Source organism: Aquincola agrisoli, from assembly GCF_036621135.1.
Taxonomy (GTDB): Bacteria; Pseudomonadota; Gammaproteobacteria; order Burkholderiales; family Burkholderiaceae_C; genus Aquincola; species Aquincola agrisoli.
Genome location: NZ_JAZIBG010000051.1, coordinates 14,381 through 35,763, shown reverse-complemented (window position 1 = coordinate 35,763; position 21,383 = coordinate 14,381). Strand labels below are relative to the sequence as shown.

Annotated in this window: 21 protein-coding genes; 7 read left to right on the top strand and 14 right to left on the bottom strand. The window is 67.7% G+C overall.

Annotation, left to right across the window (positions count from 1 at the left end; translation table 11 throughout):
* Positions 1 to 1,073 precede the first annotated feature (1,073 nt).
* The 3 genes from V4F39_RS23750 (at position 1,074) to V4F39_RS23740 (ending at position 2,960) form a co-directional block, all read left to right on the top strand.
* A complete protein-coding gene (locus V4F39_RS23750; RefSeq protein ID WP_332292576.1) occupies positions 1,074 to 1,565 on the top strand; it encodes a single-stranded DNA-binding protein in 492 nt (163 codons plus the stop codon).
* 68 nt (positions 1,566 to 1,633) lie between these two features.
* Positions 1,634 to 2,503, top strand: coding sequence for a DUF932 domain-containing protein (locus tag V4F39_RS23745; RefSeq protein ID WP_332292575.1), 870 nt, complete (start codon positions 1,634 to 1,636; stop codon positions 2,501 to 2,503).
* Positions 2,504 to 2,603: 100 nt separating this feature from the next.
* Positions 2,604 to 2,960, top strand: a complete 357-nt coding sequence (locus V4F39_RS23740; RefSeq protein ID WP_332292574.1) for a DUF7673 family protein — start codon at positions 2,604 to 2,606, stop codon at positions 2,958 to 2,960.
* Positions 2,961 to 3,007: 47 nt separating this feature from the next.
* Here V4F39_RS23740 and V4F39_RS23735 read toward each other — a convergent pair whose 3' ends face one another.
* Genes V4F39_RS23735 through V4F39_RS23725 form a run of 3 tightly spaced genes read right to left on the bottom strand, consistent with a single transcriptional unit; the run spans position 3,008 to position 4,583 of the window.
* A complete protein-coding gene (locus tag V4F39_RS23735; protein ID WP_332292573.1) occupies positions 3,008 to 3,478 on the bottom strand; it encodes a hypothetical protein in 471 nt (156 codons plus the stop codon).
* Positions 3,475 to 4,215 carry a StbB family protein gene (stbB, locus tag V4F39_RS23730; RefSeq protein WP_332292572.1) on the bottom strand — a complete coding sequence of 247 codons (741 nt, stop codon included), beginning with the start codon at positions 4,213 to 4,215 and terminating at the stop codon, positions 3,475 to 3,477. The genes V4F39_RS23735 and stbB overlap by 4 nt, the downstream gene beginning before the upstream one ends.
* On the bottom strand, positions 4,212 to 4,583 hold the full coding sequence (locus V4F39_RS23725) for a hypothetical protein (protein WP_332292571.1): 372 nt from the start codon (positions 4,581 to 4,583) through the stop codon (positions 4,212 to 4,214). The genes stbB and V4F39_RS23725 overlap by 4 nt, the downstream gene beginning before the upstream one ends.
* A 466-nt stretch (positions 4,584 to 5,049) precedes the next feature.
* Between V4F39_RS23725 and V4F39_RS23720 the strand changes: the two genes are divergently transcribed.
* The 4 genes from V4F39_RS23720 (at position 5,050) to V4F39_RS23705 (ending at position 9,554) form a co-directional block, all read left to right on the top strand.
* A complete protein-coding gene (locus V4F39_RS23720; protein WP_332292570.1) occupies positions 5,050 to 5,601 on the top strand; it encodes a hypothetical protein in 552 nt (183 codons plus the stop codon).
* A 15-nt stretch (positions 5,602 to 5,616) separates the two neighbouring features.
* Positions 5,617 to 6,573, top strand: a complete 957-nt coding sequence (locus tag V4F39_RS23715) for a relaxase/mobilization nuclease domain-containing protein (protein WP_332292569.1) — start codon at positions 5,617 to 5,619, stop codon at positions 6,571 to 6,573.
* Positions 6,574 to 6,825: 252 nt separating this feature from the next.
* Positions 6,826 to 6,960 (top strand): ribbon-helix-helix protein, CopG family, encoded by a 135-nt coding sequence (locus V4F39_RS23710; protein WP_332292568.1) that lies wholly within the window; start codon positions 6,826 to 6,828, stop codon positions 6,958 to 6,960.
* Positions 6,957 to 9,554 (top strand): DNA methyltransferase, encoded by a 2,598-nt coding sequence (locus tag V4F39_RS23705; RefSeq protein ID WP_332292567.1) that lies wholly within the window; start codon positions 6,957 to 6,959, stop codon positions 9,552 to 9,554. Before V4F39_RS23710 ends, V4F39_RS23705 begins: the two co-directional genes overlap by 4 nt.
* Here the strand turns inward: V4F39_RS23705 and V4F39_RS23700 are convergent.
* The 11 genes from V4F39_RS23700 to V4F39_RS23650 form a co-directional block, all read right to left on the bottom strand.
* Positions 9,551 to 10,891, bottom strand: coding sequence for a hypothetical protein (locus tag V4F39_RS23700; RefSeq protein ID WP_332292566.1), 1,341 nt, complete (start codon positions 10,889 to 10,891; stop codon positions 9,551 to 9,553). The genes V4F39_RS23705 and V4F39_RS23700 overlap by 4 nt on opposite strands.
* Positions 10,892 to 10,956: 65 nt before the next feature.
* The gene (locus tag V4F39_RS23695) at positions 10,957 to 11,211 is read right to left on the bottom strand and encodes a helix-turn-helix domain-containing protein (protein WP_332292564.1); all 255 of its coding nucleotides are present in this window, start codon (positions 11,209 to 11,211) and stop codon (positions 10,957 to 10,959) included.
* 372 nt (positions 11,212 to 11,583) lie between these two features.
* A complete protein-coding gene (locus V4F39_RS23690; RefSeq protein WP_332292563.1) occupies positions 11,584 to 11,973 on the bottom strand; it encodes an antitoxin Xre/MbcA/ParS toxin-binding domain-containing protein in 390 nt (129 codons plus the stop codon).
* An 18-nt stretch (positions 11,974 to 11,991) separates the two neighbouring features.
* Positions 11,992 to 13,269 (bottom strand): DUF1173 domain-containing protein, encoded by a 1,278-nt coding sequence (locus V4F39_RS23685; RefSeq protein ID WP_332292562.1) that lies wholly within the window; start codon positions 13,267 to 13,269, stop codon positions 11,992 to 11,994.
* A 27-nt stretch (positions 13,270 to 13,296) separates the two neighbouring features.
* Positions 13,297 to 14,427: an LPD7 domain-containing protein gene (locus V4F39_RS23680; RefSeq protein WP_332292561.1), complete on the bottom strand. Its 1,131-nt coding sequence runs from the start codon at positions 14,425 to 14,427 to the stop codon at positions 13,297 to 13,299.
* 31 nt (positions 14,428 to 14,458) lie between these two features.
* Positions 14,459 to 15,130, bottom strand: coding sequence for an OmpA family protein (locus V4F39_RS23675; protein WP_332292560.1), 672 nt, complete (start codon positions 15,128 to 15,130; stop codon positions 14,459 to 14,461).
* 4 nt (positions 15,131 to 15,134) lie between these two features.
* Positions 15,135 to 17,183 (bottom strand): type IV secretory system conjugative DNA transfer family protein, encoded by a 2,049-nt coding sequence (locus V4F39_RS23670; RefSeq protein ID WP_332292559.1) that lies wholly within the window; start codon positions 17,181 to 17,183, stop codon positions 15,135 to 15,137.
* The gene (gene virB11 / locus V4F39_RS23665) at positions 17,180 to 18,280 is read right to left on the bottom strand and encodes a P-type DNA transfer ATPase VirB11 (protein WP_332292558.1); all 1,101 of its coding nucleotides are present in this window, start codon (positions 18,278 to 18,280) and stop codon (positions 17,180 to 17,182) included. The genes V4F39_RS23670 and virB11 overlap by 4 nt, the downstream gene beginning before the upstream one ends.
* Positions 18,277 to 19,671 carry a type IV secretion system protein VirB10 gene (gene virB10 / locus V4F39_RS23660; protein ID WP_332292557.1) on the bottom strand — a complete coding sequence of 465 codons (1,395 nt, stop codon included), beginning with the start codon at positions 19,669 to 19,671 and terminating at the stop codon, positions 18,277 to 18,279. The genes virB11 and virB10 overlap by 4 nt, the downstream gene beginning before the upstream one ends.
* Positions 19,668 to 20,603, bottom strand: coding sequence for a TrbG/VirB9 family P-type conjugative transfer protein (locus V4F39_RS23655; protein ID WP_332292555.1), 936 nt, complete (start codon positions 20,601 to 20,603; stop codon positions 19,668 to 19,670). Before V4F39_RS23655 ends, virB10 begins: the two co-directional genes overlap by 4 nt.
* A complete protein-coding gene (locus V4F39_RS23650; RefSeq protein WP_332292553.1) occupies positions 20,600 to 21,376 on the bottom strand; it encodes a VirB8 family type IV secretion system protein in 777 nt (258 codons plus the stop codon). The genes V4F39_RS23655 and V4F39_RS23650 overlap by 4 nt, the downstream gene beginning before the upstream one ends.
* Between the last annotated feature and the right edge of the window lie 7 nt (positions 21,377 to 21,383).

The window sequence follows — 21,383 nt, the reverse complement described above, 5'->3', positions numbered from 1 at the left end:
GAGCATGCGTTGACGCAGCCGGTGGACCGCTGAGGGGTTCGTCTCCATAGTGCTGCTCCGTCCGGGAGGCGAGGCGGATTGCCTCGTCTCCCAACTTCGCAGATCTGGCGGCGCGGCGAACCGGCGCGGCCTCGCCACTCGTACCTACCGCGAGATCGGTTTAGTCCACTGGCCGGTACCGGCCAGCTGATCGATAGGCCCGAGGAGGTCCCTGCGATGCTGCGAAGCGCGATCCTCACACTACGCGGCTGAGTCACTGGACCGTTCAGACATCAACAACGCTGCGCCCGTCATCAGATACTCTGCGCCAGTAGACCCGGGCGAACCCGCTGCGCGCGCCGGGCTGTCGTGCTTCACATCGAACCGCTGCCAAAGGCGCAGCGTCTCGAACCCGCCGGGCTTCCATCCCTTTCGCAACACGATTAGGCCGGCTGCGCCGGCGTCATCACGAAGGCGGCCCTTCCCGTAGCCGGCGATCGCGGGCCGTGATGTCCGTCGCGGGTACGCGACCGACGGGCCCGCTCGACGAACCGGCCCGCTGCTCGCGAACGGCGCTGCGCTGCACTGCGTTGCGCTTCGCTTCGTTTGCTGCGCACGTGCCGGATCGTCGCCCCGGCCGCCCGCCACGCCCGAAGCCGGGCCGCCTGAATGCGAGGCGTGCTCGAGCCGGCTCGACCGCCGCGCCAGTCGCTGCGCTTGGTGGCACGTCGGTCGCAGAGCCGCCGACCCTCGTGAACATGGGCGGGCCGCACGCGGCAGCCGTCGCGCCAGCGGAGCTGTCACGCCTGCTGCTTCAGCTCGGGCCCTCTCGGTGCGCGGTCGCTGCCGGACGAGCCGGTTGAGCCCACCGCGATCCCCCAGACAGCGCCCCCGTCCGCAGCGAGGGGGACTTGCTGGGGGATCTTCAATGCGGTGGGCCGGGTAACCGGCTCACCGTTTCTCGTGTTGGCGACCGCCTGAACAGCCACCCCACCCCCCGCCCGCCCCAAGGCGGGAGCGAGGAGTCCGAGCGAAGGATCAGTTTTCAGCAACCCGTGACGGGAGGCGGCTGGTCATTCGACAAGGAGTTCATCATGGCTTTCGTTCGAGTCGAGCAACGCAATGCACACCTGGCTTCGGCGGTGCGGCTGGTTTCTGTGGCCGGGCGCGACGGCCCCGTCAGCAAGGCGACGCTGACCGCGATCAGCAACACCCGGCGCGGTTCGGGCGACAACCGCGGCGAGGAGGCGACCGTGATCCTGTGGACCCTATGGGGCAAACAGGCGGAGAACGCGGCGCAGTACCTGGCCAAGGGCAGCCACGTCAACCTGACAGGCCGCGTGCAGAACAACAACTACGAAAAGGATGGCCTGACCGTCTACTCGATGGCCTTCACCGCCGAGGAGGTCGACTACCTCGACACCAAGGCCGAGGGCGATGCGCTGCGCGCGCGGCCCGGGCCGGACCAAGAACAGCACGCGACGCAGGTCAAGCCGGCGCCCGACAGGGCACCCAGGAGCACGAAGGGTCGCAGGGCGAGTGCCGCAGCCGAGCTCGACGAGCGCGGCGACCCGATTCCGTTCTGACCGAGGCGGGCGAGCCGGGATCCGCTCGGCTTCGTCCTTCATCCATTCCGACGATTGAAGGAACCATCATGTACTCAACGCCAACCCTTGCCACGCGCTTCGCGCGCAACACCCACGTCTTGCGTGCCGATGTCCCGCTGTCGGAGGACCAGATGCGCGCCACGGCGCCGTCGGTCTTCGCCGAGAGCAAGCACGCGAGCCGCTCGGAGCGCTACACCTACATCCCGACCATCGAGGTCCTGCGCGGCCTGCGCAAGGAGGGCTTCGAGCCCTTCATGGTCGCCCAGGGTGCGAGCCGGATCGAAGGCAAGGCCGCCTATACCAAGCACATGATCCGCATGCGCCACGCGGGCCAGGTGCAGACCAAGCCCGAGGCGAACGAGATCATCCTGATCAACAGCCATGACGGCGCGAGCAGCTACCAGATGCTCGCCGGGATGCTGAGATTCGTCTGCTGCAACGGCCTCGTCGTCGGCGATATCGTGGAGGACATCCGCATCCCCCACAAGGGCAACATCCAGGGCGAGGTGATCGAAGGCGCATTCCGCGTGCTCGACGAGTTCGAAGTAGTCGAAGAGCACGCCGAGGCGATGAAGGCGCTGCCGTTGGAGCCGCGCGAAGAGATTGCCTTCGCGACCGCTGCTCTGGCGCTGCGCTTCGGCGAGCGGCCTGTCGAAGAGGCCGGCGGGCACCGCCCGGCACCGATCACAGCCGACCAGCTCAATGAAGCGCGCCGCATCGAGGACACCGGCCATGATCTTTGGACCACGTTCCAGCGCGTGCAGGCCAACGTGATGCTTGGAGGACAGCCGGGCCGCAGTGCGCAGGGCCGCCGACTGCAGACGCGCCCGGTCGGCAGCATCGACCGCGGCGTGAGCCTGAACCGCGCCCTGTGGATGCTGGCCGAGGAGATGCGGCAGATCAAGGCCGCGTCGTGATGACGTGAGGCACGGCGACGACTTCGAGCCCGAAGTCGTCGCCGCTTCCGCCCGCAGCAGGCCCGACCATCAGGCGGGATTCGACTCCCGGAGCCGCGCCATGACACCGCACGAAGAGATCGAAGCCGCGCTCGACGAGTACCAGACCCGTTCGCGCGCGGCCACGGCCGCCGGCGCGCAGGCCTTCGCGCGCCTGCTGCACCTGGCCGAAGAGCGCGACTCCGGGCAGATCGGCCGTGTCGCGCGCTTCCTTGCCGCAACCTACAACGGCCAGGCGTTTCCGCTCGACGTCTTCGAACTGCGCGCCGTCGATGTCGCGATCAGCGACGACATGCTGCAATCCCTCGACGCGCTGCGCTGGGGCCGCGCCGACCTGCACACGCTCGTCCCCGATGGGGACCGGCGCGTGCAGGCCGTCATCCGGCGCTGGGGCTTGCACTGGCCGTCGGACAGCTGACGCGCTCGCCGGCCTGCGCTTTCGCTTCGGCCGGCTCGCGCGTCCCGCTACCCCAACGAGCACGGCACGACGTACACGGCCAGGACCCAGGTCGCCGCCGCCGCTGCGCCTGCGGCCGCAGCATGCGTCAGCCAAGTGTCCCGGCGCCGGCGCCCGCGTTCGAGCAGCGGCTGAAACGTCGCCTGCAACCGCTGCATCGCGGCACCGACCTCGATACCGAACGCCAGCCGCACCGCGTCGGCCATCGCCCGGCTCTGCTGGTCGATGGACCGTCGCGCCACGTCCTCGGTGCGTGCGGCGAGGTGCTTGACGACCTCGGTCTTCGCGAATTCGGTCGTCGCCTTCATCCGGCGCTCGAAGTCGGTAACCTGCTCGCTCAGGTCGAGGCGCGCCTGCTGGAATGCACCGCCGGCGTCCTGCATCGCGGCGGCCACGGCCTCCACGCGGTCGAGCAGCTTCGCGACATCGCCGATCGCTTCGACGATCAGCGCCTCGCGCGCCGTGCCCGGCTCGGTCATGGTGACTGCAACGCCGGCTCGGCATGCCGCACCAGGCACGCCGGCAAGTCCAGCGCCGCGAAGCAGGCGTCGAGCTCCGGAACGACGCCGCGGGCCAGACGCCGCGTTGCCAGCTGCTGGGCCAGCGCCAGCTTGTCCGCAGCCGACGCGGCCTTGGCGATCCCGGCCTTGTAGTCCGTCGCGTCGGCGGCCAGCTCGGCCAGCGACTGGCTTGTGCTGCGAACCCGTGCGTAGACCTCGTTGTAGTTCATGCGGGCCTCGATCCGCGGCTGCACCGCGCCCGACGCCGCGCAGTACGCCAGCAGCGTCTCGAAGGCCTGCTCGATGGGTTGATCGTCCTCGACCTGGTTGAACACCAGCCGCAGGCGAGCGGCGGGCACGCCGATGCGTGCGAGTTCGGCCAGCGTGGCCGCCGTGTCCTGCTGCTGCTTGCGCGCCGGCACGGTGGGTACCACGAACGCGTCGAAGTCTTCCTGGCTGTCGCGGTAGCGCCGCATCAGCCTGAGCAGGTCTTCGACGTTGCTCGCGCCGACATCCACCACCACGTCATCGACGCTCTGCAGGAACTCCTGTAGCTGGGCGAACTGCCGGCCGCGGATCGTCACCGGCTGCCCCTCGTCCGCGTTGATACTCTCCACCGACACGACCTCGCAGCCCGGGATGCGCGGCGCGAGCAGATGGCGCACCACCGTGGTCTTGCCCACGTTGCCGGAGAAGTTGATCACGGCGAGCTTCATGGGTGGTCCTTTGCTCTGAGCAGCGGGTTGCTGGGGTTGGCGTTGAAGAAGGCTTCGGCGATCTCGCGACCGCTGGTTCCGGCGGGCGCAGCTGGCGCCGCCGCCCGCGTCCCTGATGGTGGCGCTGTGGTGAGCACGGTGACGCGCGATGCCGGCGACACGGTCGAGCCCCCAGGGTCTGCCGCCTGCGGCTGCCTTCGCACCTCGCGCCGTAGCGTGGCCTCGCTGAGCTCGATGCCGATGTCGATCAGTGCCTCGCGGATTGCCTCGAACGTGTAGCCCTCGCGGCGCAGGCGCAGGATCTCCGATGCGTACGCGGCCGCCTTTCGGTCGCTGCGTCCGCGTTCGCGCCTGGGCTGGAGCTGCATGCTGTCCTCGAGATGCCGAGGCGTTCAATCTAGGCCACTGCGCGACGCAAGCGCGCGACGACTTCGGCTTCTGAATCGTCGGCTGTCCGGCGCCTGCACGACGGCTCTGCGTCATGCAGCGTCGCCTGGCCGACGGCTTCGCGTCACCCGAGCGACATCGTGCGTCGAGGCGGCCGGCCGCGACTTCGTCCGCGTCGGCTCTTCGACGCTTCTTCGACGGCTTTGCGTCACGTGGCGGCGGCTTTGCGTCGCCTCTTCGTCATCTGCCTCGCCGTGTCAGGCCTCGGCTTCGACGACTTGGGCCTCGAAATCGTCGGTCTTGCGACCTCGATCGAGGCCTAAGCTGAACTCAAGGTGAGTGCAGGATAGGCGGCGTGCCGCCGAGTTGTGAACTGCGCCAAGCCTCGTTTCGCATCGCACTACTCGGCTCATGGACACTCCAACTCACGAGTTCGTCACGGCGGACATGCGCGGCCTCAAGGCCGCGCTGGTGGCGTGCGCGCGGGCCGAACGGGTCAGCGTTTCCGCGCTGGTTCGACGCGCGGTGGAACTCGAGCTGGAGCGCCTCGATGCGTCTCGCGAGCCCGCCGGCGAGCCTCAACTGACGGCCTTCGCCGGCTCGACCGTGAAGCTGTCGATCCGCATGACACGCACCGAAGCGGAGCAACTGGCCGCCGCCGCGCGCAGCGCCGGCCTCTCGCGCGGCGCGTTCCTCTCCGGCCTGGTGGCAGGCATTCCCGCGCTGGCGGGCGATGGCTCATCGAGTCGTCCGGACCGCATCGCCGCGCTGATCGCGTCGTGTGCCGAGCTTTCGACCTTGAGCCGGAACCTGCACCGCCTGTCGCAGTTGCTCCGTCACGGCGACGTGCAAGCTGCGATGGAGTACCGCCGCGCGCTCGACACGATCGGCGACGACGTGCGCAGCCACCTGGCGTTGGCGGCCGGCACGCTGGCCGAGCTGCGGCCGTCGCACAAGGGCAGTGCGGTCGATGCTCGGCGCCGCCCGACGGCCGCGTGAAGCGAAGGAAAGGCCATGTCCCAGCCTCAAGACATCGACGGCGTCCTGATCACCTGGGGCGACCGGCTCTTCTATCCCGGCAACCGCATCGTCAAGGGTCAGCCGCAACCGAAGCTGAGCGCGCTGGCAGCGCGGCAACGTGCGGCGGCAATACGCAAGCGGATAGAAGCGACGGTCATACGTCGCGCGCCGCAGGTAATGGTTAAGGTGACGGGCGGCGGGCGCGGCATGAAGGCCATCGCCGCGCACTTCCGCTACATCAGCAAGAACGGCCGGCTCGAGATCGAGGATGAACGTGGCCAGACGATGCGCGGCAAGGACGCGCTGCGCGAACTGGCCGACGATTGGCGCTACGGCGGCAGCCTGATCGAAGACACGAGCAGCCGGCGCGAGGCCTTCAACATCATGCTGTCGATGCCCAGGGGCACCGACCCGGCGAGCGTGGAGTGGGCGGCACGCGAGTTCGCCAAGGCCGAGCTGGCTGACCACAAGTACGTGATGGTGCTGCACGACCACCAGGCCAACCCGCACGTGCACATCAGCGTGCGCGCCGAGTCGAAGCATGGCCGCCGCCTGAACCCGCGCAAGACCGACCTGCAGCGTTGGCGAGAGACCTTTGCCGCAAAGCTGCGCGAGCGAGGCATCGAGGCGGAAGCGACGCGGCAGGCGACGCGGTGTGCGTCGCGGTACTACCCGGCGCTTTGGCAAGTGAAGGCGAGCGACGATGGGCGACTGCTAAAGCCTCGGCAGGTCGCTAGGCAGGGCGCTGTTACGCAGGCCAGCCGGGATGCAGCCCGATCCGCCTGGCGGCGGCTCGCTGCCGCGTTTGCCGCCACAGGCCGTGAGGTAGACAGACAATTGGCGCGCGCGATCGAGGCATTCGCAGGTGGGGCTTCGCATAGGGCCGTGCCTGAACCCGCACGCCCAATCGCTGGCACGAAGGTGCCAACGCAGACAGGCCCCGTGCGGTAGCCATGGCGCAAAATGCTGGATGAACGTACAGTGGCAGGGCGGGGTTAGTAGCCGACCCGCTGTGACCGCCTCGACCCTGCCATTCGGCTCGAGCGGTCCAGCCCGATTCGGTCGCCACAAGGGAACGAAGTACGTCGTGATGCGAGGTGATGTAAAGTGGTGCAAGTTATTCGACGAGGACGGCGCTCGATGGTTGCCAAGCGAGGACGGAAGCCCACGGGGAAGCCACGCCCGACACGGGCATCGGCGAGCTTGCCGCCCGAGATTTACTCGACGCTGCAAGACATCGCGAAGCAGAAGAAGGTCTCAGTTGCCTGGGTCATTCGAGATGCGGCCGAGAAGTACATCGCGGAGCAGTGGCCGCTGTTCGAGGGCCAGCGCACATGAGCCATGCTTTCGAGACCCCAGAGCTCTTTGACGACCTTGGAATCTCTGGCGAGCAAGTCGCCCTCCGTAAGCCGGTCAGCCGGAAGAAGGTCACCGGCCGGAGCAGCGCGAAGCAGCTCAGGATGTTCACAGAGGCATCCGGAAACGTGCGCGATGGGGTCGAGCTCGACCTAGAACCGCTAGACGCAACCTTCCGAGACAGCAGCGAAGCTCCGCTGCACTCGTGGTTCCCGTACCTGGAGGGCTACTCGCCCCGCTTTGTGGAGCGCGTGCGCCATGAGTACCTGCGCGACGCGCAGCGGATCATTGAGCCTTTCGCCGGCTCTGGCACGACCCCGATAGTGCTGGGCCAGTCGGGCATCGAGTGCGCCTTTTCCGAGGCTAACCCTGCGATGGTCTTCATCGCTCAGACCAAGCTCGCTGTCCTTCGGCTGGAGGAGCCGGCGCGCAAAGCTCTGGCTCGGAGCCTCACAGCACTTGCGGTTAAGTTGCCGCAGCGCGTGGCGGCATCGGTAACTGACGAAGGTCTGCGAGCCTCTTATGCGACGACGTTCGGGGCGAGCGTTTTCTTCGATGAGCCGGCGCTAGATGCCGTGCTGCGTCTCCGCACCGTAAACGACGAGCTGATAGCAAAAGACCGCCTGCTCGGCGACTGCTTCGCCGTGGCGGTGCTGTCTAGCCTCATCCCATCATCCAGGCTCAAGCGCGCTGGCGACCTCCGCTATCGGACGCCCAAAGAGCTTGCGGCAGGACTGCCGCACCCGGTCGAGCAGACTTCTAGCCGGCTCATCGCTCAGGCCGAAGACCTGGAACAGAGTGAGCCGCTGAAGGCCGAAGCCCGCTTCGCATGTGCGACGGCCGGGGCACTGCATGAGCACCTCGGCGACGGCTGGGACGGTGTGATTACTAGCCCGCCCTACCTCAACGGGACGAACTACATCCGCAACGCGCGGCTAGAACTCTGGTATCTGCGCCACCTGGGCGAGAACGCCGACCTTCGCCGCCTGCGGGATCGTGTCATCACGTCCGGCATCAACGACGTGCATGCTCAAACTCGCTGGGAGCCAGTGACGCTTGGCGTTGAGCGCGTTGTGCGCGCTATCGAGGCGAACGCCTACGACTCTCGCATCGCGAAGATGGTCGGCGGCTACTTCCACGACATGGCAGCGGTGTTTTCCTCCCTCGGGGAGTGCCTGCGGCCGGGTGGACGACTCTGCATCGACATCGGTGACAGCATCTACAACCGCGTCCATGTGCCTACAGACGACCTTCTCGTAGAGGTCGCCGAAAGCATGGGATACAAGACGGTGGAGCGCGTCCACCTCAGGAAGCGCATCTCGAAGGGTGGCGAAGCTGTGCGGCAGCAACTGTTGGTGTTCGAGCGACCCAAGAAGCTGCGCACGGGCAAGCCTGAGAGTGCAACGAAGGCGACGCAAGAGGTCGCCCCGAAAACGAAGCTGAGGCCTGAGTGGCGGACAGACTGGGAGGTCTTCAAGAAGACCCTCCCGCATCAGCTCATGCCCTACTCAAAGCGAGAGTGGGGCGGCCCCGCGCACTCGATGTGTTCCTATCAGGGCAAGATGAAGCCCGCTCTGGCACACCACCTGGTCAAGTGCTTCTCGGCCCCCGGTGATGTTGTGCTCGACCCGTTCTCCGGGGCGGGCACCATCCCCCTTGAGGCATGCCGGATGGGGCGGCGTGGCTATGGAATCGACATCTCGCGCCTGGGGCATGTGCTGACGCTGGCAAAGGTCGCAAAGACCTCGCCGGTCAAGATGGAGGAGCTGCTGCGTGAGCTTGAAGCCTCCATCAAGAAATATCGGCTGAAGACCAGCGAGGTCGAGCAAGCCGCCGAGGTGCGCTTCAACAGCGCCATTCCTGACTACTTCCACCCCGAGACCTTGCAGGAGGTCATCGCGGCCAGGTCGTTCTTCTTGTCCCGCTGGGATAGCGGGCCGGAGTGGGCTGTGCTGTTCTCCTGCACGTTGCATCTGCTGCACGGGAACAGGCCCTACGCGTTGAGCCGGCGAAGCCATCCCGTGACGCCCTTCAAGCCCACTGGCAACTTCGAGCACCGGGAGTTGATGCCACGGCTCCGGGACAAGCTCGCGCGGCTTCACGAGGAGCTGACGAACGATGCCCGTGAGTGGGGCGGCTCGGCTCAAGGTGACTGCACGGTCACTTGGCCGGCATCGATCCCAACGGCCGACGTCATCATCACGTCGCCGCCGTTCTTCGACTCAACGCGGTTCTACATGACCAACTGGATGCGGTTCTGGTTCGTCGGATGGGAGCGGGGGGACTTCGACACACGAGCGAGCGAGTTCCTGGAGACCAGGCAGAAGCAAAACCTCGACGTTTATCACTCGTTCTACGCTGCCGCTCGGGAGCGCCTGCGTGCCGGTGGGCTCTTGGTTCTGCACCTCGGCAACAGCGCCAAGTGCGACATGGGCGCTGAGCTGAGCAAGCGGGTCGCGCCGTGGTTTTCGGTTGCCGACGTGTTCACCGAAGGCGTCGAGCACTGCGAGTCACACGGCATCCGCGACAAGGGCACCGTACACGGCCATACCTACCTGGTGCTTGTAGCGAACTAGCGTTTCTGTGTGCGGCGGCGGTCGTACTCCGCCTGCAGGTTCATGCCCTTGTGCTGTCCGCTGCGCGCGAGCACCTTCTGCAGCGCTTTGACGACCAGCTCGCCGGCTATCTTGCCGTCCCGCTCTTTCGTCATCTCCTCGCGGAGCAGAAACTCGCCGAAGAACCAATCGAGGCGACGCAGCAGGAGGGCGAGCGCCTCCTCGTTCGGGTGGGTCTTGGCGAGGTCATCGGGCGGGATGCCGGTGATCTTCGCCAGCGCTGCGAGCTTGGCCGGTGTGTAGAAGTCCGATGGCGCGCGGTCGCGCTTCTCGCTGTTGCATGACCCGCAAAGGACTGTCGCCGTGCCGTCCAAAGGCCACAGCAGCGCGAGCGGCCTCGTGTGGTCTAGGTGCATGTCGCGGGGTGTCGGCAGCTTTGCACCACAGTTGAAGCAGGCACAGCCGAAGCGCTTCCACACATCATCGGCTAGCTCGGTGCCCTTCTCGTGCCGGTAGCGGAGTTGAGGCGTGCCGCCGTACAGCTCGGCGAGCAACAGCTCAAACGCTCGACGGCGCGCGCCGTCTTCCTTCATCTGCGCCGAGGTGCGCTGCGGATTGTGCGCGGCGTTGACCTCGAACTTCTTGCAGAACCGGCATTCGAGCTGATAGCCGTAGTCGAGCTGGAGAACTTCCTTGGCATCTTCGACGTTGCGGAGCCGTCCGAAGGTCGCGTGCTTGCAAGGCCGACGATGGTCGGCGACGCAGTGGTTACTGAAACTGAGCTGGTCACGCTCTACCGGTACGTTGACGGGCAGAAAGCGCCCGCAACGATTGCAGGACTTCAGAATCACAGGCAGGTCGGTGCTCGAAGCGTCCTCGGCCGCCTCGATTACCACCTCTCCGGCCCCGTCTTCGCTGATGAATAGCGCCTCCGGGGCGAACTGGTACATGTTGCGCATCAGCTCGGGGCGGGCGTCGTCCAAGTACTTGTGCTGCACCCGGCCGCACATGGGCGCATAGAGGGCCACTGCCCCCTTAGCCTTGGCTGTAAGCGTGAGGGTGACCTCTACCGGCGAGGTGTCCGGCGCAGGCCACATGCTGCCGGCCTTGTTCCACGATGCGTCGCCGTACTCCGTGAGCGTTCTTTTGTCCGAGCCGCCCTGCAGGGTGTAGGTAACCGCTGCGGTGCGCCAGAACCAGACGCCGTACCCGATTAGGTCGCCTTTGGCATGTCCGGCTATCGAGAAGGTGACGGTCACCGCCTCGCCTGGCTGCAGCGGGATTCTTTTCTCAAGGTGCCGGCGAAACTCGCCGCCCGTAGTGTCCTTGTGTACCTTGAAGCCGGATGTCCTCGTCATCGCACGGCGGCGGCCGGCGTAGAGGGTCTTACCGGGGAGCTTGCCGCCGCCTAGTGGGCCTGTAGTCATTTCTCGGGCGTCTTCCCTGTGAGTAGCTGGGGAACTAAGACGCCCATGACGGAGGCGAACACCTCCAACGTGCTGAGAGTGACATTGCGCTCGCCGCGCTCGACCGACCCAACGTAGGTGCGGTGCAGACCGCAGATGTCGGCGAACTCTTCCTGCGAAAGACTCTTCTCTTCGCGGAAGGCGCGGATGTTGGCGGCCAGGATGGCCGTGAGGGGGGAGCTAGGCTTGCGGAGCGCTCTTGTTCTTCTCATTCACTTGGCACGCGATGCTTGAGGGCGAATCGCGTACCAGTGTCAGGGCATGATGTCTATGAATCTACAGACAGTGAGTAGCACCGGAGTAGAAGGACCGTCGCTTTCTGTACTGTGCGAGGCGATGCTGGCAGTGTGGCGAGTGCGGTTCCCGGCAGCCTGAGGTGGGCAGATGGCGAGGACTCGGTACAGGGCCGCTGTCGACACCTGAGCGAAGTCCACGACCTGCGCGACCCGGCTGTGCTGCCGCGAAACCCCGTCAATTGAGTGGACCGCAAGCCAGTACCGCCCCGGCACCGCTCTCCGGCGCATGCGCCCAGCACGGCGTGAACGCGCGATGGAACGGCGTGTCCGGTCCGATCGACGTGAGGATCATGCGGCCGAGCCGGACTCGATCGACAGCAGGTAGGAGACGACGGCGTCGGTCTTGCCGGTCGAGACCAGGTGCTCCGCGGTCCGGTGCTGGAACTTGGGGATGGGCGTGTTGCGGTACCAGTAGATCGCTCGGTCACGATCCCCGGCAACGCCCATCGCCGCCGACAGCACCCGCAGCGTGTCGCGCATGAAGGCCTGCAGCTTGGCATTCGTCGGCGCTTCCGCGACGGTCGTTCGATGCACGCGAGCCAGTTGCGCCAGATCCTGCTGGCGCAGGTGCATGGCGGCAGCAAACCGCTCGGGCGCGATCACCGGCTGACCCGGGCTGCGCAGCTCGTCCGCGAAGGCCTGGAAACCGGCATCCGCTTCCATGTCGGCAGTCAGCATGGTCTTGATGCCTCGAATCTAAGTCGGCTCTGTGTCGGTTTCAACCTGAATGCCGGTAGGTGACGAGGACGGAGGCGCAGGGGCTTGCCGCTTCCACGCTGCCGGAGGAAGCCGCGGCATGGCTTCCAAGGCTGGCCGCCAGCGCCACACGGGCGTCTCGCCGCGAGGGCCGGCACCGGGGATGCCGTCGCCGGTGGCGTCGTCCACCATCCCCGGCGGCACGATGAACATCAGCGGCCCGGCGCCGCCCGCATCCGTCAGCGTAGTGGTCGCGACGCACTGGTCGCGGTGCAGGTTGTAGCGAAGCCCCTTGATGAAGGCCCGCCCCTCCGCGACGAGCCGCTCGACGAGCTGGCGTTCGAACGAGTCCTCGATCGGCAGCCACTGCAGCGTCACCGGCATGAGCGACATCTCGCCGATCGTCGGAATACCGGCCTCGCTCACACCGAACATCGCGATCACGACCATGTGCACGCTGTCGGCCGACGCCCACAACGCCAGCTCCGGGTCGAAGCGCCGTCCGAGGCGGCGGTAAAGTTGCTCGTCGAGCGCGAACGCCTGGTCGGGCACGTGCTTGATGACTGCTTTGTAGCCGTAGCGCGCCGGCACGATCTCCTTCACCTCGCCGATCAGCAGCATCAGGTGCTGCGGCTTACCTGGTGCGGCGACGGCGTGGCTCCACTGCGCGACGCGGCGCGCGTTGAGCGCGTCGCGCTGCTCGACCGAGAACGGCTCGGGGATGTAGAGCCGGCTGCGCAGTGCTTCGCCCCGCGCGACCTTGTTCTCCGCCGCGAGCAGCAGGTGCCTGCGCACCGTTGACCAGTTGCGCTTGCCCGCAAAACCCGGCTGCCAGCGCGTCAGCTCGGCCTGGTCCCAGAGGTAGTGCAGCAGCCCGCGCAACGACAGCTTGCTGCCGTCCGAAGCCACGCTGTCCGACGGGCTGCCGGGCGCCGGCATCGTCGTCCGCCCGCCGAGCTTCGACATCGAGAACCCGAGCCGCAGCGCCGTCTCCCCCGTCGCCGGGTCTTCCTTGATCGCCGTTCCGAGCACCTGGCCCAGACCCGATGCCTCCGGCGGCGGCTCGTAGGAGGGGCAGTCGGGCGCGTGTTCGCTGCCCGTGAAGGGCATGCGCTTGACGATGAAACCCTCACCCAGCCGGGCCACGTACATCTCGATGCCTCGCACGAGGCACAGGCACTTCGGCCGCAGTCGGTCGGCGTGCGCGGTCGCAAGTGCTTCGGCAAAGCCCTCGTCTTCGCTGTCCAAGCGACGGTCGCCGAAGAGGTAGGTGCCCATCGGTCGGCGACTTCCTTGCTCTCCGCCTCAACGCACGGGCGCCGTGCGCTCGCGAGCCCGCTGCTGCTCCGGCCCCGGCCGCAGTGCCTTCACGAGCGGCTGCTGCTGCGGCGCCGCCTTGTCGTACACCTTGACCTTGTGCACCTCGCCGGCCGCGAGGCGTTTCGCGAGGTTCTCGGCAGCCGCGGCCATGATCGCCTCGCACCGCTTCTCCGACACCTTCTGGGCGACGAGCACGGCTTCGATGGCCGCGAGCACGGTCTTGCGGCTGCCGCTGCCTCGGGCCGAGGTCTTGGCCGTGGTTGACGCCGATTCCGCGCCCGTCGTCGGCTCGATCCGGTTGACCTGCCGCGCTTCGCGCTCACTGCGCAGCCACGCCATGTCGCTCGGCATCGGCTCGTAGCCGATCGTCCTGACGCCGCGCAGCGACGCCTCGAACCACACCATGCGCCGGAACTCCTCGTGACCAGAGACGCGCAGCGCCTTCCAGTCGCGCGCCTGGGCGACGTCGACCATCGAGCGCGCGACCGAGGGGCTGTTCGTGTCGGTGGCGAGCCGGAACGTTGACTCGGTGAACGCCACGCGCGAGGTGTCGCCGCGGAAGCGGTACTCGGTCTCGCCGACCGGGCGATCGTGGACGGTCACCATTGCGCGCTTGATGAAGTAGCGCTCGTTCAGCGCGGCCTCGAGACGGGCGACCAGGGCGTCCCGTTCGGCCTCGGCGTCGATACGCGCGACGGCGGCTTCGGCGCTGGGGGCCGGGGTCAGCGGCACGACCTTGGCGCCTTGGTCCCGCTTGGCGCCTTCCGGTACGGCTGACCTGGTCGGCCGCTCGGCGGCCTCTCGCTCGCGAGCGGGTACCGATTCGAGCCAGGCCGGACGCTGCCACGACCCATCGGCCTTGTGCACGAAGCTGCGCTGCCCATGTTCGTCGATTGCGGTGAAGCGAAGCGCGCCGACGTGATCGGCCTTGGCGACCATGTCGTCGAAGCTCTTCGAGCGATAGACCAGATCGGTGGTCGCATCGCGCAGCTCGAATCGCGGCCCTTCGTTCGGGCCCGGCGCCTGGAAGGTCTGCACGGCAACCTGTGCCCGGTCGCCGGGCTCGACGATGCCACCCTTGCCGGTCCAGAAGCGGGAGCGGGTGATCTGGTCCATGGCTGCATCTCCGTTCAGTTGGGGTCGCCGATCACTCGCTCGCCGATCGTGCGAGCGGCACATCGAGCCTGCCCGCAGCAGCGACGACCGGCGCGGCGCGGTAGATCTCGATCTCGACCCGGCGGTTGAGAGCGCGCCCGCTGGCGACGGCGTTGTCGGCCGCGTGGTCGCCCACCGGCTGCCACGTAGTGCGGATGCGCGAGCGCTCGATGCCCGAGCTCACCAGCCAGGCCTCGACCGCGAGGGCACGTTGGCGCGCGATGGCACTCTCCGCCGGCGTCTCGACGATGCCGTCGGTGCGACCGCGCAGCACCACCAGCGGCGCGCTACGCGCTTCGTCGACGATCTTCGCTACGTCGCCCTCGGGCACATGGACCTGCGTGCTGCCGAACGCGAAGAGCACCGGCACGAGCAGGTTGCGTGGCGGTGCCGACCGGGCTTCGATGCTGCGCGCCAGCAGATGCTGCTGAGCGACCATGCGCGCCATCGCCTGGCTGTTCGCCTCGGTGCTGCGCACGCTCTCGGCCGCGAGGATGCGCGTGTTCTCGAGGTCGCTTCGGCATGACTGCAGCTCCACCGCCATCGCGGTGTTCGCGGGGCGCCTGCGCGACTCGTCGACGGTCGGTGGCTTCGGCGGCGTGCTGCAGGAGGACATCAGCAGCAACCACGGCAGCCAGGGAAGAAGGGCGGTCGTTCTCTTCATGGCGTCACCTCGTCGTGTCGTGCCGGCTCGGGTTCCGCGGCTCGCGGTCCACGGCGCCACTGTCCTGCTCGCCTGTCTCGCCGGACTCAGTTGCGCCGCCGGCCTCGGCGTCCGGCACCCGCTCGACGACGCCCGACACCAGCGTCGCCTCGAAGAATCGGTTCACGCTCGACCGGATGTCGAACTCCGTCAAGGCCGACGCGAAGTCCGGCAGCCTCGCCGGATCGAGCGCAAGCTGCTCCATCCGAAGCTTCTCGTCGTCGCCGATCTCATCCGGCGCCAACGACCAGCGCCGTTGCACGCGCGCGAAGTGCAGCTCCATGTCCATCGCCGGCACCTCGGGCGGCGGCAGCAGTCGGGCCTTGAAGACCTTCTCTCGGTGGTAGCGGATCTTCTCGCCGAGGATCGGCTTGCAGTTCTCCATCACGACCACGAGCCGCTCCGAACCGAGTTCCTTGAACTCCTGCGGCAGCAGCAGCGCGCGGCGCTGATCGGACTCGTTGCGGCTGACCGTCGTGTGCCCGTGGCCGCTGAAGGAGCGGCTGCGGCCGCGCGAGGTGGCGCGCTCGGTGAAGTGCCCTAGCATCGCGCTGTACTCGTCGGCGTCGCGCTGCTCGCGCGGCGCGTACAGGATCTGCAGCCCGTGGTTGGTCGCGAAGGTCCGGGCTTCCTTCTCGCCGTAGACGGCGTCGAGCTGCGACATCGCCTGCACAACGGTGAGCAGGCGCAGGTTGTAGCCGGCGAGGAAGGCGGCGGCCGAACTGATGATGCCGACGCGGCCCATCGCCGCGAACTCGTCATTGACGAGCAGGCACTGCATCGACAGCGTCTTGTCCTGCGTCGGCAGCGTGCGCGTGTTCAGGCTCACAAGCTGCGAGAAGAACAGGTTCAGCAGCGGCCGGGCGTTGGCCAGCCGGTTCGGCGGGATGCGCACATAGACCGACATGCGCCGGCGCCGTACGTCCTCGAGCCGGAAGTCGTCGGCGCTCGTCGCCGCATCGACCACCGCATCCGCAAAGATCACCAGCGGCGCGTTGAAGGTTGAGACGATGCTCGACAAGGTGCTTTCGGAGTTCGACAGCAGGCGCTGCAGCGCATCGACGCACTCCTCGGACAGCGGCGGCATTGACGAAGATGGGTCCTCGTGCCGCTGCCGGATCGCTGCCGTCAAGTGGTCTTTCAGCGGCTGGCCCTTGCCGGAGGACTGGCGCAGCATCTCGCCGATCGTGCGCGGCAGTGCCGGCGTCTCCAGCAGGTACAGCCCGATGCCGAGGAACAGGTTGCGCGCCTGGTCGTTGAAGAAGGCTTCCGACGACGTGCTGCCGCCGTCGTTGGGGAAGAACACCTGCCCGATCGCGAGCAGGTCGCCGACTCGGTGCAGCGGGCTCGTGCGCACAGTCGAGAGCGGATTCCAGCGGTGGCTGCGCGCGCCTTCGTCGAACGGCGAGAAGGCATACACGGCCTGGCCGTGCGTGGCCCGGTAGCCGGCCGTCACGTCGAAGTTCTCGCCTTTGATATCGAGCACCACCACCGAGTCGGGCCAGTTCAGCAGGTTCGGGATGACGACGCCGACGCCCTTGCCGCTGCGAGTCGGTGCTGAGAGCATGACAGAGAGCTGTCCGGGCAGCGACAGGAAGCGCTTGCCGTGGCGGCCGACCAGGATGCTCGGAGCGCCGGTCCGGCGGGTGAGCCCGGCACGCTCGAACTCGGCCGCGCTCGCGAAGCGTGCATCGCCGTGCAGCGCGCGCCGGGGCCGTGCCGCCGCGACGAGCGCCGCCGGCAGCACGATGAGCAGCCCGACACCGCTGACGGCCATCGACGCGACCAGGCGCTTTCGCAGGCGGGGGTCGTCGGCATAGAGCTGCCAGTACCGGGCAATGCTCGCGAACTGCGCCTGCCTCGGGTCGGCCTTATTCAGCACGAGGAACAGCACTGCTGAGACGTACACCGCCGCGCAGGCCAGGCCGACGAAGCAAAAGGCCCCGAACGCCGCCGCGGCGACCTTGCGCGGCAACGGCCACGAAGCCATCGAGAGCGCGGCGACATTGCTCACGCTGCCGCTCCCATCGCGTCGTCAGAATCACGCCAAGGTCCGAGCCGCTGCCGCCGCGGCTCGTAGAACAGCTCGGAGATGAAGCGCCCGCGCTCGTCGCGATCGAACTGCACGATCACGTCGATGACGATGCCGAGCAGCCCCTTGATCTCGTTCATGCGCAGGCCGTGGCCGCCACCGCTCTCGCGGATCATCAGCGACATCTGTTCCAACGACAGCGCACAGCTGCCAGCGTGCACGCTGGTGATGCTGCCCGGGTGGCCGGAGGCCGCGAGCCGGACGAAGTGGAAGCACTCGTCGCCGCGCACCTCGGCCAGGAAGATGCGGTCGGGCTTCATCCGCAGGCACGCTTCGAGCAGCGACTTCGCCGTGACCTTGGCCGTGCCCTGCGCGTCCTTGCTGTAGAAGAGGTGAACCACGTTCGGGTGGTTCGGCAGCGTCAGCTCGGCGGTGTCCTGGATCGTGATCAGCCGCTCGTGCTTCGGCACCTCCTCGACGAGGCCCTTCATGAAGGTCGTCTTGCCCGAGCCGGTCTTGCCGCTGACGACGATGGTCTGGTGCCGGCGCACCGCGAGGCGCAGGAACTCGGCGTAGCGGCCCGCTTCCTTGAGCGCGACCAGTTCCTGCTCGAAGGGCAGCAGCTCGCTCGACGCGGTGCGCGTGACGGTCGCGGTGCGCTCGAACAGCCCGTCGCGCTCGAAGTCGTCGAGCCGCTTGATCAGGTGCGAAGGCTTGCGCACCGTGATCGAGACGGTCCCGCGCGTCACCGCCGGCGGTATCACGAACTGGATGCGCTCGCCACTTGGCAGCGTCGCCGACAGCAGCGGGCACTCCTGGTTGACCTGCTGGTCACAGTACGTGGCGACCGCGGTCGCGAGCGACAGGCAGCGCTCCAGCGTCATCTCGGGCGCGGCCACGGTGCGCCATCCCCGAACCGTTTCGACGAGCAGTTCGCCCGGCCGGTTGAGGCAGACCTCGAGCACGCCGTCGGCATCGAGCTGCTCGCGCAAGGGGCGCAGGAACTCGATCACCGAGGTGGCGTCGCCGCGCCAAGCATCGGCGTCGCTCGTCTCGTGCTCCATCGAGCGGCCATTCATCGCTGCACCGCCTGCAGCTCGTACACCGACGAGAAGTCCACGTCGCGAGCGACGTAGATGCCGACGATGCCGCCCTGGTTGCGGTAGATCAGCGGCGGGATGCTGACGGTGCTTTCCAGCACCTTCTCGGCGAGTTTGCTGGTGTTGGCCGTCGTCGAGGGCAGCACGATCGTGTCGGCGTTGCTCTCGTTGGCCTGGTTCTGGATGATCAACTTGACCGAGTCGTCGATCAGCGACAGCAGCATCGCCGCGCCGATGCGCTCGGGCCAGCGGTTGTCGACGTGCCCGTCGATCCCAGACTCGCCGAACTGGCCAGTACCCGGCGAGTCGATGTCCACCGTCACGCCGTGCGGCGTGCGGATGCGCGTCCACAACACGGGGATGCGCACGGTGCCGGGTCGGACCGATGCGATGCGGTACTCGCCGTCGAGGTGTGAGCCGCGCTCGATCAGCAGCACGCGGCCGTCGTCGCTGTAGACGTTTCGCTGCACCTGGCAGCCGACGAGGCCGGACACTGCGCTGATCACCTTCGTCTTCAGCGCACAGGTGAAGGCCGTGCCCTTGGGCAGCGTGAGGCTGCGGTTGCCGAGCATCGACGCGGCAGCGCGCGGCGTGGCCGAGCCCTGGAGCTGGCCGCCGAAGAGGCCGGCCACTGGCGGCTGCGCAGTGAACGGTCCGCCCGCGAGTGACTGCCCGCCAAGGAGTGCCCCCGTCGGGGCGGTGCCCGTGGCCTGACCCGTCGCCGCGGCCGTCGTGCGCGTCAGGCTATCCATCAGGCCCTGTAGCTGGTGCTGATAGGCCTGCAGATTGCGCGCGGTGCTGGCGATCGGATCGCGCGGGTCGGGTGCCGCGGCTTCCGCCGGCGCGGAAGTCGTCGGCTCGCGACTCGGCGCCGGGGTGGACTTCGTCACGCCGGGCGTGCCGGGTCGGGTGGAGACCAGCAGCACGGGTGCATCCTCCGGAGGGACCACCTTGGTGTTCCCGCCTGCGGGTGCCGCTGTACTTGTGCGCCGCACACCGATCGGCTCGGCCAGCTCCTCGGCGGTCGGCACGATGGCCGGGATGCGTGGGCTCACGGGCGTGCTGGCCGCCGCCGCGGGGATCGGCACTTCGAGCCGGCGCGACTCGGTCGATGTCGCCGCTGGCCGATTGCTGACCAGCTTCGTGGCGTCCTCTGCGGGCTTCCTACCGCTCGACGCGAAGCGCTGGATCGTGAAGGCGGCGACGACCACGAGTGACAGGATCAAGAGCGCTACTGCCAGTAGGCTCTTCTTGGAGATCGAGATGTTCTGCCGCTGCGCGACGTTCGGGATGCCAGCTTCACCGGGGAGCGGCGAGATCGAGTCCGCGCCGTCCGGGAATTCGTCGGTCCGATCGTCTCGCTTGGTCATGGCCTCGCTCCGCTTGCTTCGCCATTGCGCGACCCAGCGGTGACCGCCGGCTGTCTCATCGTTCGCTGCACGCCGGGCACCGTGGTCCCTCCCGCTGGCGGCACGCCGTCAAGGTCGAAGGCTTCGTTCCACAGCCCGACGACGGCTGAGCCGGCACGCAGCATCAGACGGCGGCTCACCCGGTCGACGACAAGCAGGTCGTCTTCCATTCGCGCGTTGACGAGCGTCTCGCTGCCGTCGCCGAGCACGTGAAACACCGCAGGTACTTCGCGGTTGCCCGGGAACCGGAGGTAGGTGAAGCGGCCGTCGTCGAAGACCAGCGTCGGCACGATGTCTTCGGAATGCTCGCCCTCGGCGATCGAGTAGTTCGTGTTCAGCACCTGCGCTCTGGCCTGGAGGCGCTCGGCGATCAACTGCTGCACGTTCGGCGCTTCGTGCGCGGACGGTAGCGTGGTCAGTGCCCGGAGCAGCTCCGCGTCGGCAGCGGCACTCGGTGGCGGCGTGACTGCCTTCGTCACTGGCGCCTTGACGATAAGCCGGTAGACGGGCTGCCTCGGGTCGCCGTCCGGCAGCACGACGAAGCGCAGCGCATGCGTGCGTCGGTCGGTGACGACCGCGAGGTTGTTCGCGGCGCTTGCCGTGCTCTTGGGCTTGACGAAGAGGTTGCGGCCGCCCGGCTGGGCCGCGACGCACCAGGCCGATTCGGGCTTGGCGCAGTCACCGCCGAGGCCTGCCGCCACGTCGGTAATGACCTCGTCGGCGGCGAGCATGACCAGCGTGACGACACCGCGCTTGACGGGCACGGTGACGATGGCCCTCGGGTCGTAGACGACCTCTCGCAGGCGCGGGTCGGCTGCTGGGGGCGCAGCCGGTACCTGCGCCGCGGCGGGTATCGCGCAGGCGCAGATCAGCAGAAGGCCGGCGGACTTCACGGCTTCGCTCCCGGCACCGCGGTGTTGATTTCGGGATCGGAGCGGTAGGCGACGACGACGAAGCCGAACGGGTTCTCGAGGCGGTCCTTCTCCTTGGCGAGGACCTTCGGCTGGTACTCGTAGACCACGCTCGCCACGTGGCGCGTCGTCACTTGGGGCAGGTTGCGGTCCGTCAGGCGCACGACCTTGTCGTAGGTGACCTGAGCTTCGCCCTTGTTGCCAGCCCGGCCGGTGGCGGCGAGGCGCACGCTGACGACGTGGATCCGCCAGTCCTCGCCGGCGCCGAGCTTCTTCTGCAAGGCCGCGTCGCCCTCGAACTGGCGGCTGTAGTCGCCGAAGACGGCCGGAACGGCCATGCGCGCCACCTGGTCGAAGTCGCGCTGCAGGAACATCCAGCTGTAGCCCTCTCGGGCGCGCACGAAGGTGGCGAGGTTGTGCTTGTCGAGCGCCTCCATCGGCGGGATGGTCTCGACCGACAGGCGTTGCTGGATCGTCGCCTCGCCGGTGACTCGGTCGACGACGATCGGGATCTCGACGACGCGCCGCAGCGGGCCCTGCACGAAGACAGCCGCGAGGCCGATCAGGCCGAGCAACATCCCGGCGATCGCGACGCGCCATGCCCGTTGCTCGGAGCGTTCGAGCATCAGCGCGCGATCCAGCTCCCACGAGCGGTTCGTCGCGAACTCGTCGTCAGCCTCGGCCGCGCGGGGCGGCGCATCGGGCAATGCAGCGGCTTCGGCCGGCTTGCCGCCGGCCGTCAGGACGGCACTCATGAAGCTA

Excerpts from the sequence above, each read along its gene's own strand:
- V4F39_RS23750 (WP_332292576.1), top strand. The coding sequence starts at position 1,074 with ATGGCTTTCGTTCGAGTCGAGCAACGCAATGCACACCTGGCTTCGGCG.
- V4F39_RS23745 (WP_332292575.1), top strand. The coding sequence starts at position 1,634 with ATGTACTCAACGCCAACCCTTGCCACGCGCTTCGCGCGCAACACCCAC.
- V4F39_RS23740 (WP_332292574.1), top strand. The coding sequence starts at position 2,604 with ATGACACCGCACGAAGAGATCGAAGCCGCGCTCGACGAGTACCAGACC.
- V4F39_RS23735 (WP_332292573.1), bottom strand. The coding sequence starts at position 3,478 with ATGACCGAGCCGGGCACGGCGCGCGAGGCGCTGATCGTCGAAGCGATC.
- stbB (WP_332292572.1), bottom strand. The coding sequence starts at position 4,215 with ATGAAGCTCGCCGTGATCAACTTCTCCGGCAACGTGGGCAAGACCACG.
- V4F39_RS23725 (WP_332292571.1), bottom strand. The coding sequence starts at position 4,583 with ATGCAGCTCCAGCCCAGGCGCGAACGCGGACGCAGCGACCGAAAGGCG.
- V4F39_RS23720 (WP_332292570.1), top strand. The coding sequence starts at position 5,050 with ATGCGCGGCCTCAAGGCCGCGCTGGTGGCGTGCGCGCGGGCCGAACGG.
- V4F39_RS23715 (WP_332292569.1), top strand. The coding sequence starts at position 5,617 with ATGTCCCAGCCTCAAGACATCGACGGCGTCCTGATCACCTGGGGCGAC.
- V4F39_RS23705 (WP_332292567.1), top strand. The coding sequence starts at position 6,957 with ATGAGCCATGCTTTCGAGACCCCAGAGCTCTTTGACGACCTTGGAATC.
- V4F39_RS23700 (WP_332292566.1), bottom strand. The coding sequence starts at position 10,891 with ATGACGAGGACATCCGGCTTCAAGGTACACAAGGACACTACGGGCGGC.
- V4F39_RS23695 (WP_332292564.1), bottom strand. The coding sequence starts at position 11,211 with ATGAGAAGAACAAGAGCGCTCCGCAAGCCTAGCTCCCCCCTCACGGCC.
- V4F39_RS23690 (WP_332292563.1), bottom strand. The coding sequence starts at position 11,973 with ATGCTGACTGCCGACATGGAAGCGGATGCCGGTTTCCAGGCCTTCGCG.
- V4F39_RS23685 (WP_332292562.1), bottom strand. The coding sequence starts at position 13,269 with ATGGGCACCTACCTCTTCGGCGACCGTCGCTTGGACAGCGAAGACGAG.
- V4F39_RS23680 (WP_332292561.1), bottom strand. The coding sequence starts at position 14,427 with ATGGACCAGATCACCCGCTCCCGCTTCTGGACCGGCAAGGGTGGCATC.
- V4F39_RS23675 (WP_332292560.1), bottom strand. The coding sequence starts at position 15,130 with ATGAAGAGAACGACCGCCCTTCTTCCCTGGCTGCCGTGGTTGCTGCTG.
- virB11 (WP_332292558.1), bottom strand. The coding sequence starts at position 18,280 with ATGAATGGCCGCTCGATGGAGCACGAGACGAGCGACGCCGATGCTTGG.
- virB10 (WP_332292557.1), bottom strand. The coding sequence starts at position 19,671 with ATGACCAAGCGAGACGATCGGACCGACGAATTCCCGGACGGCGCGGAC.
- V4F39_RS23650 (WP_332292553.1), bottom strand. The coding sequence starts at position 21,376 with ATGAGTGCCGTCCTGACGGCCGGCGGCAAGCCGGCCGAAGCCGCTGCA.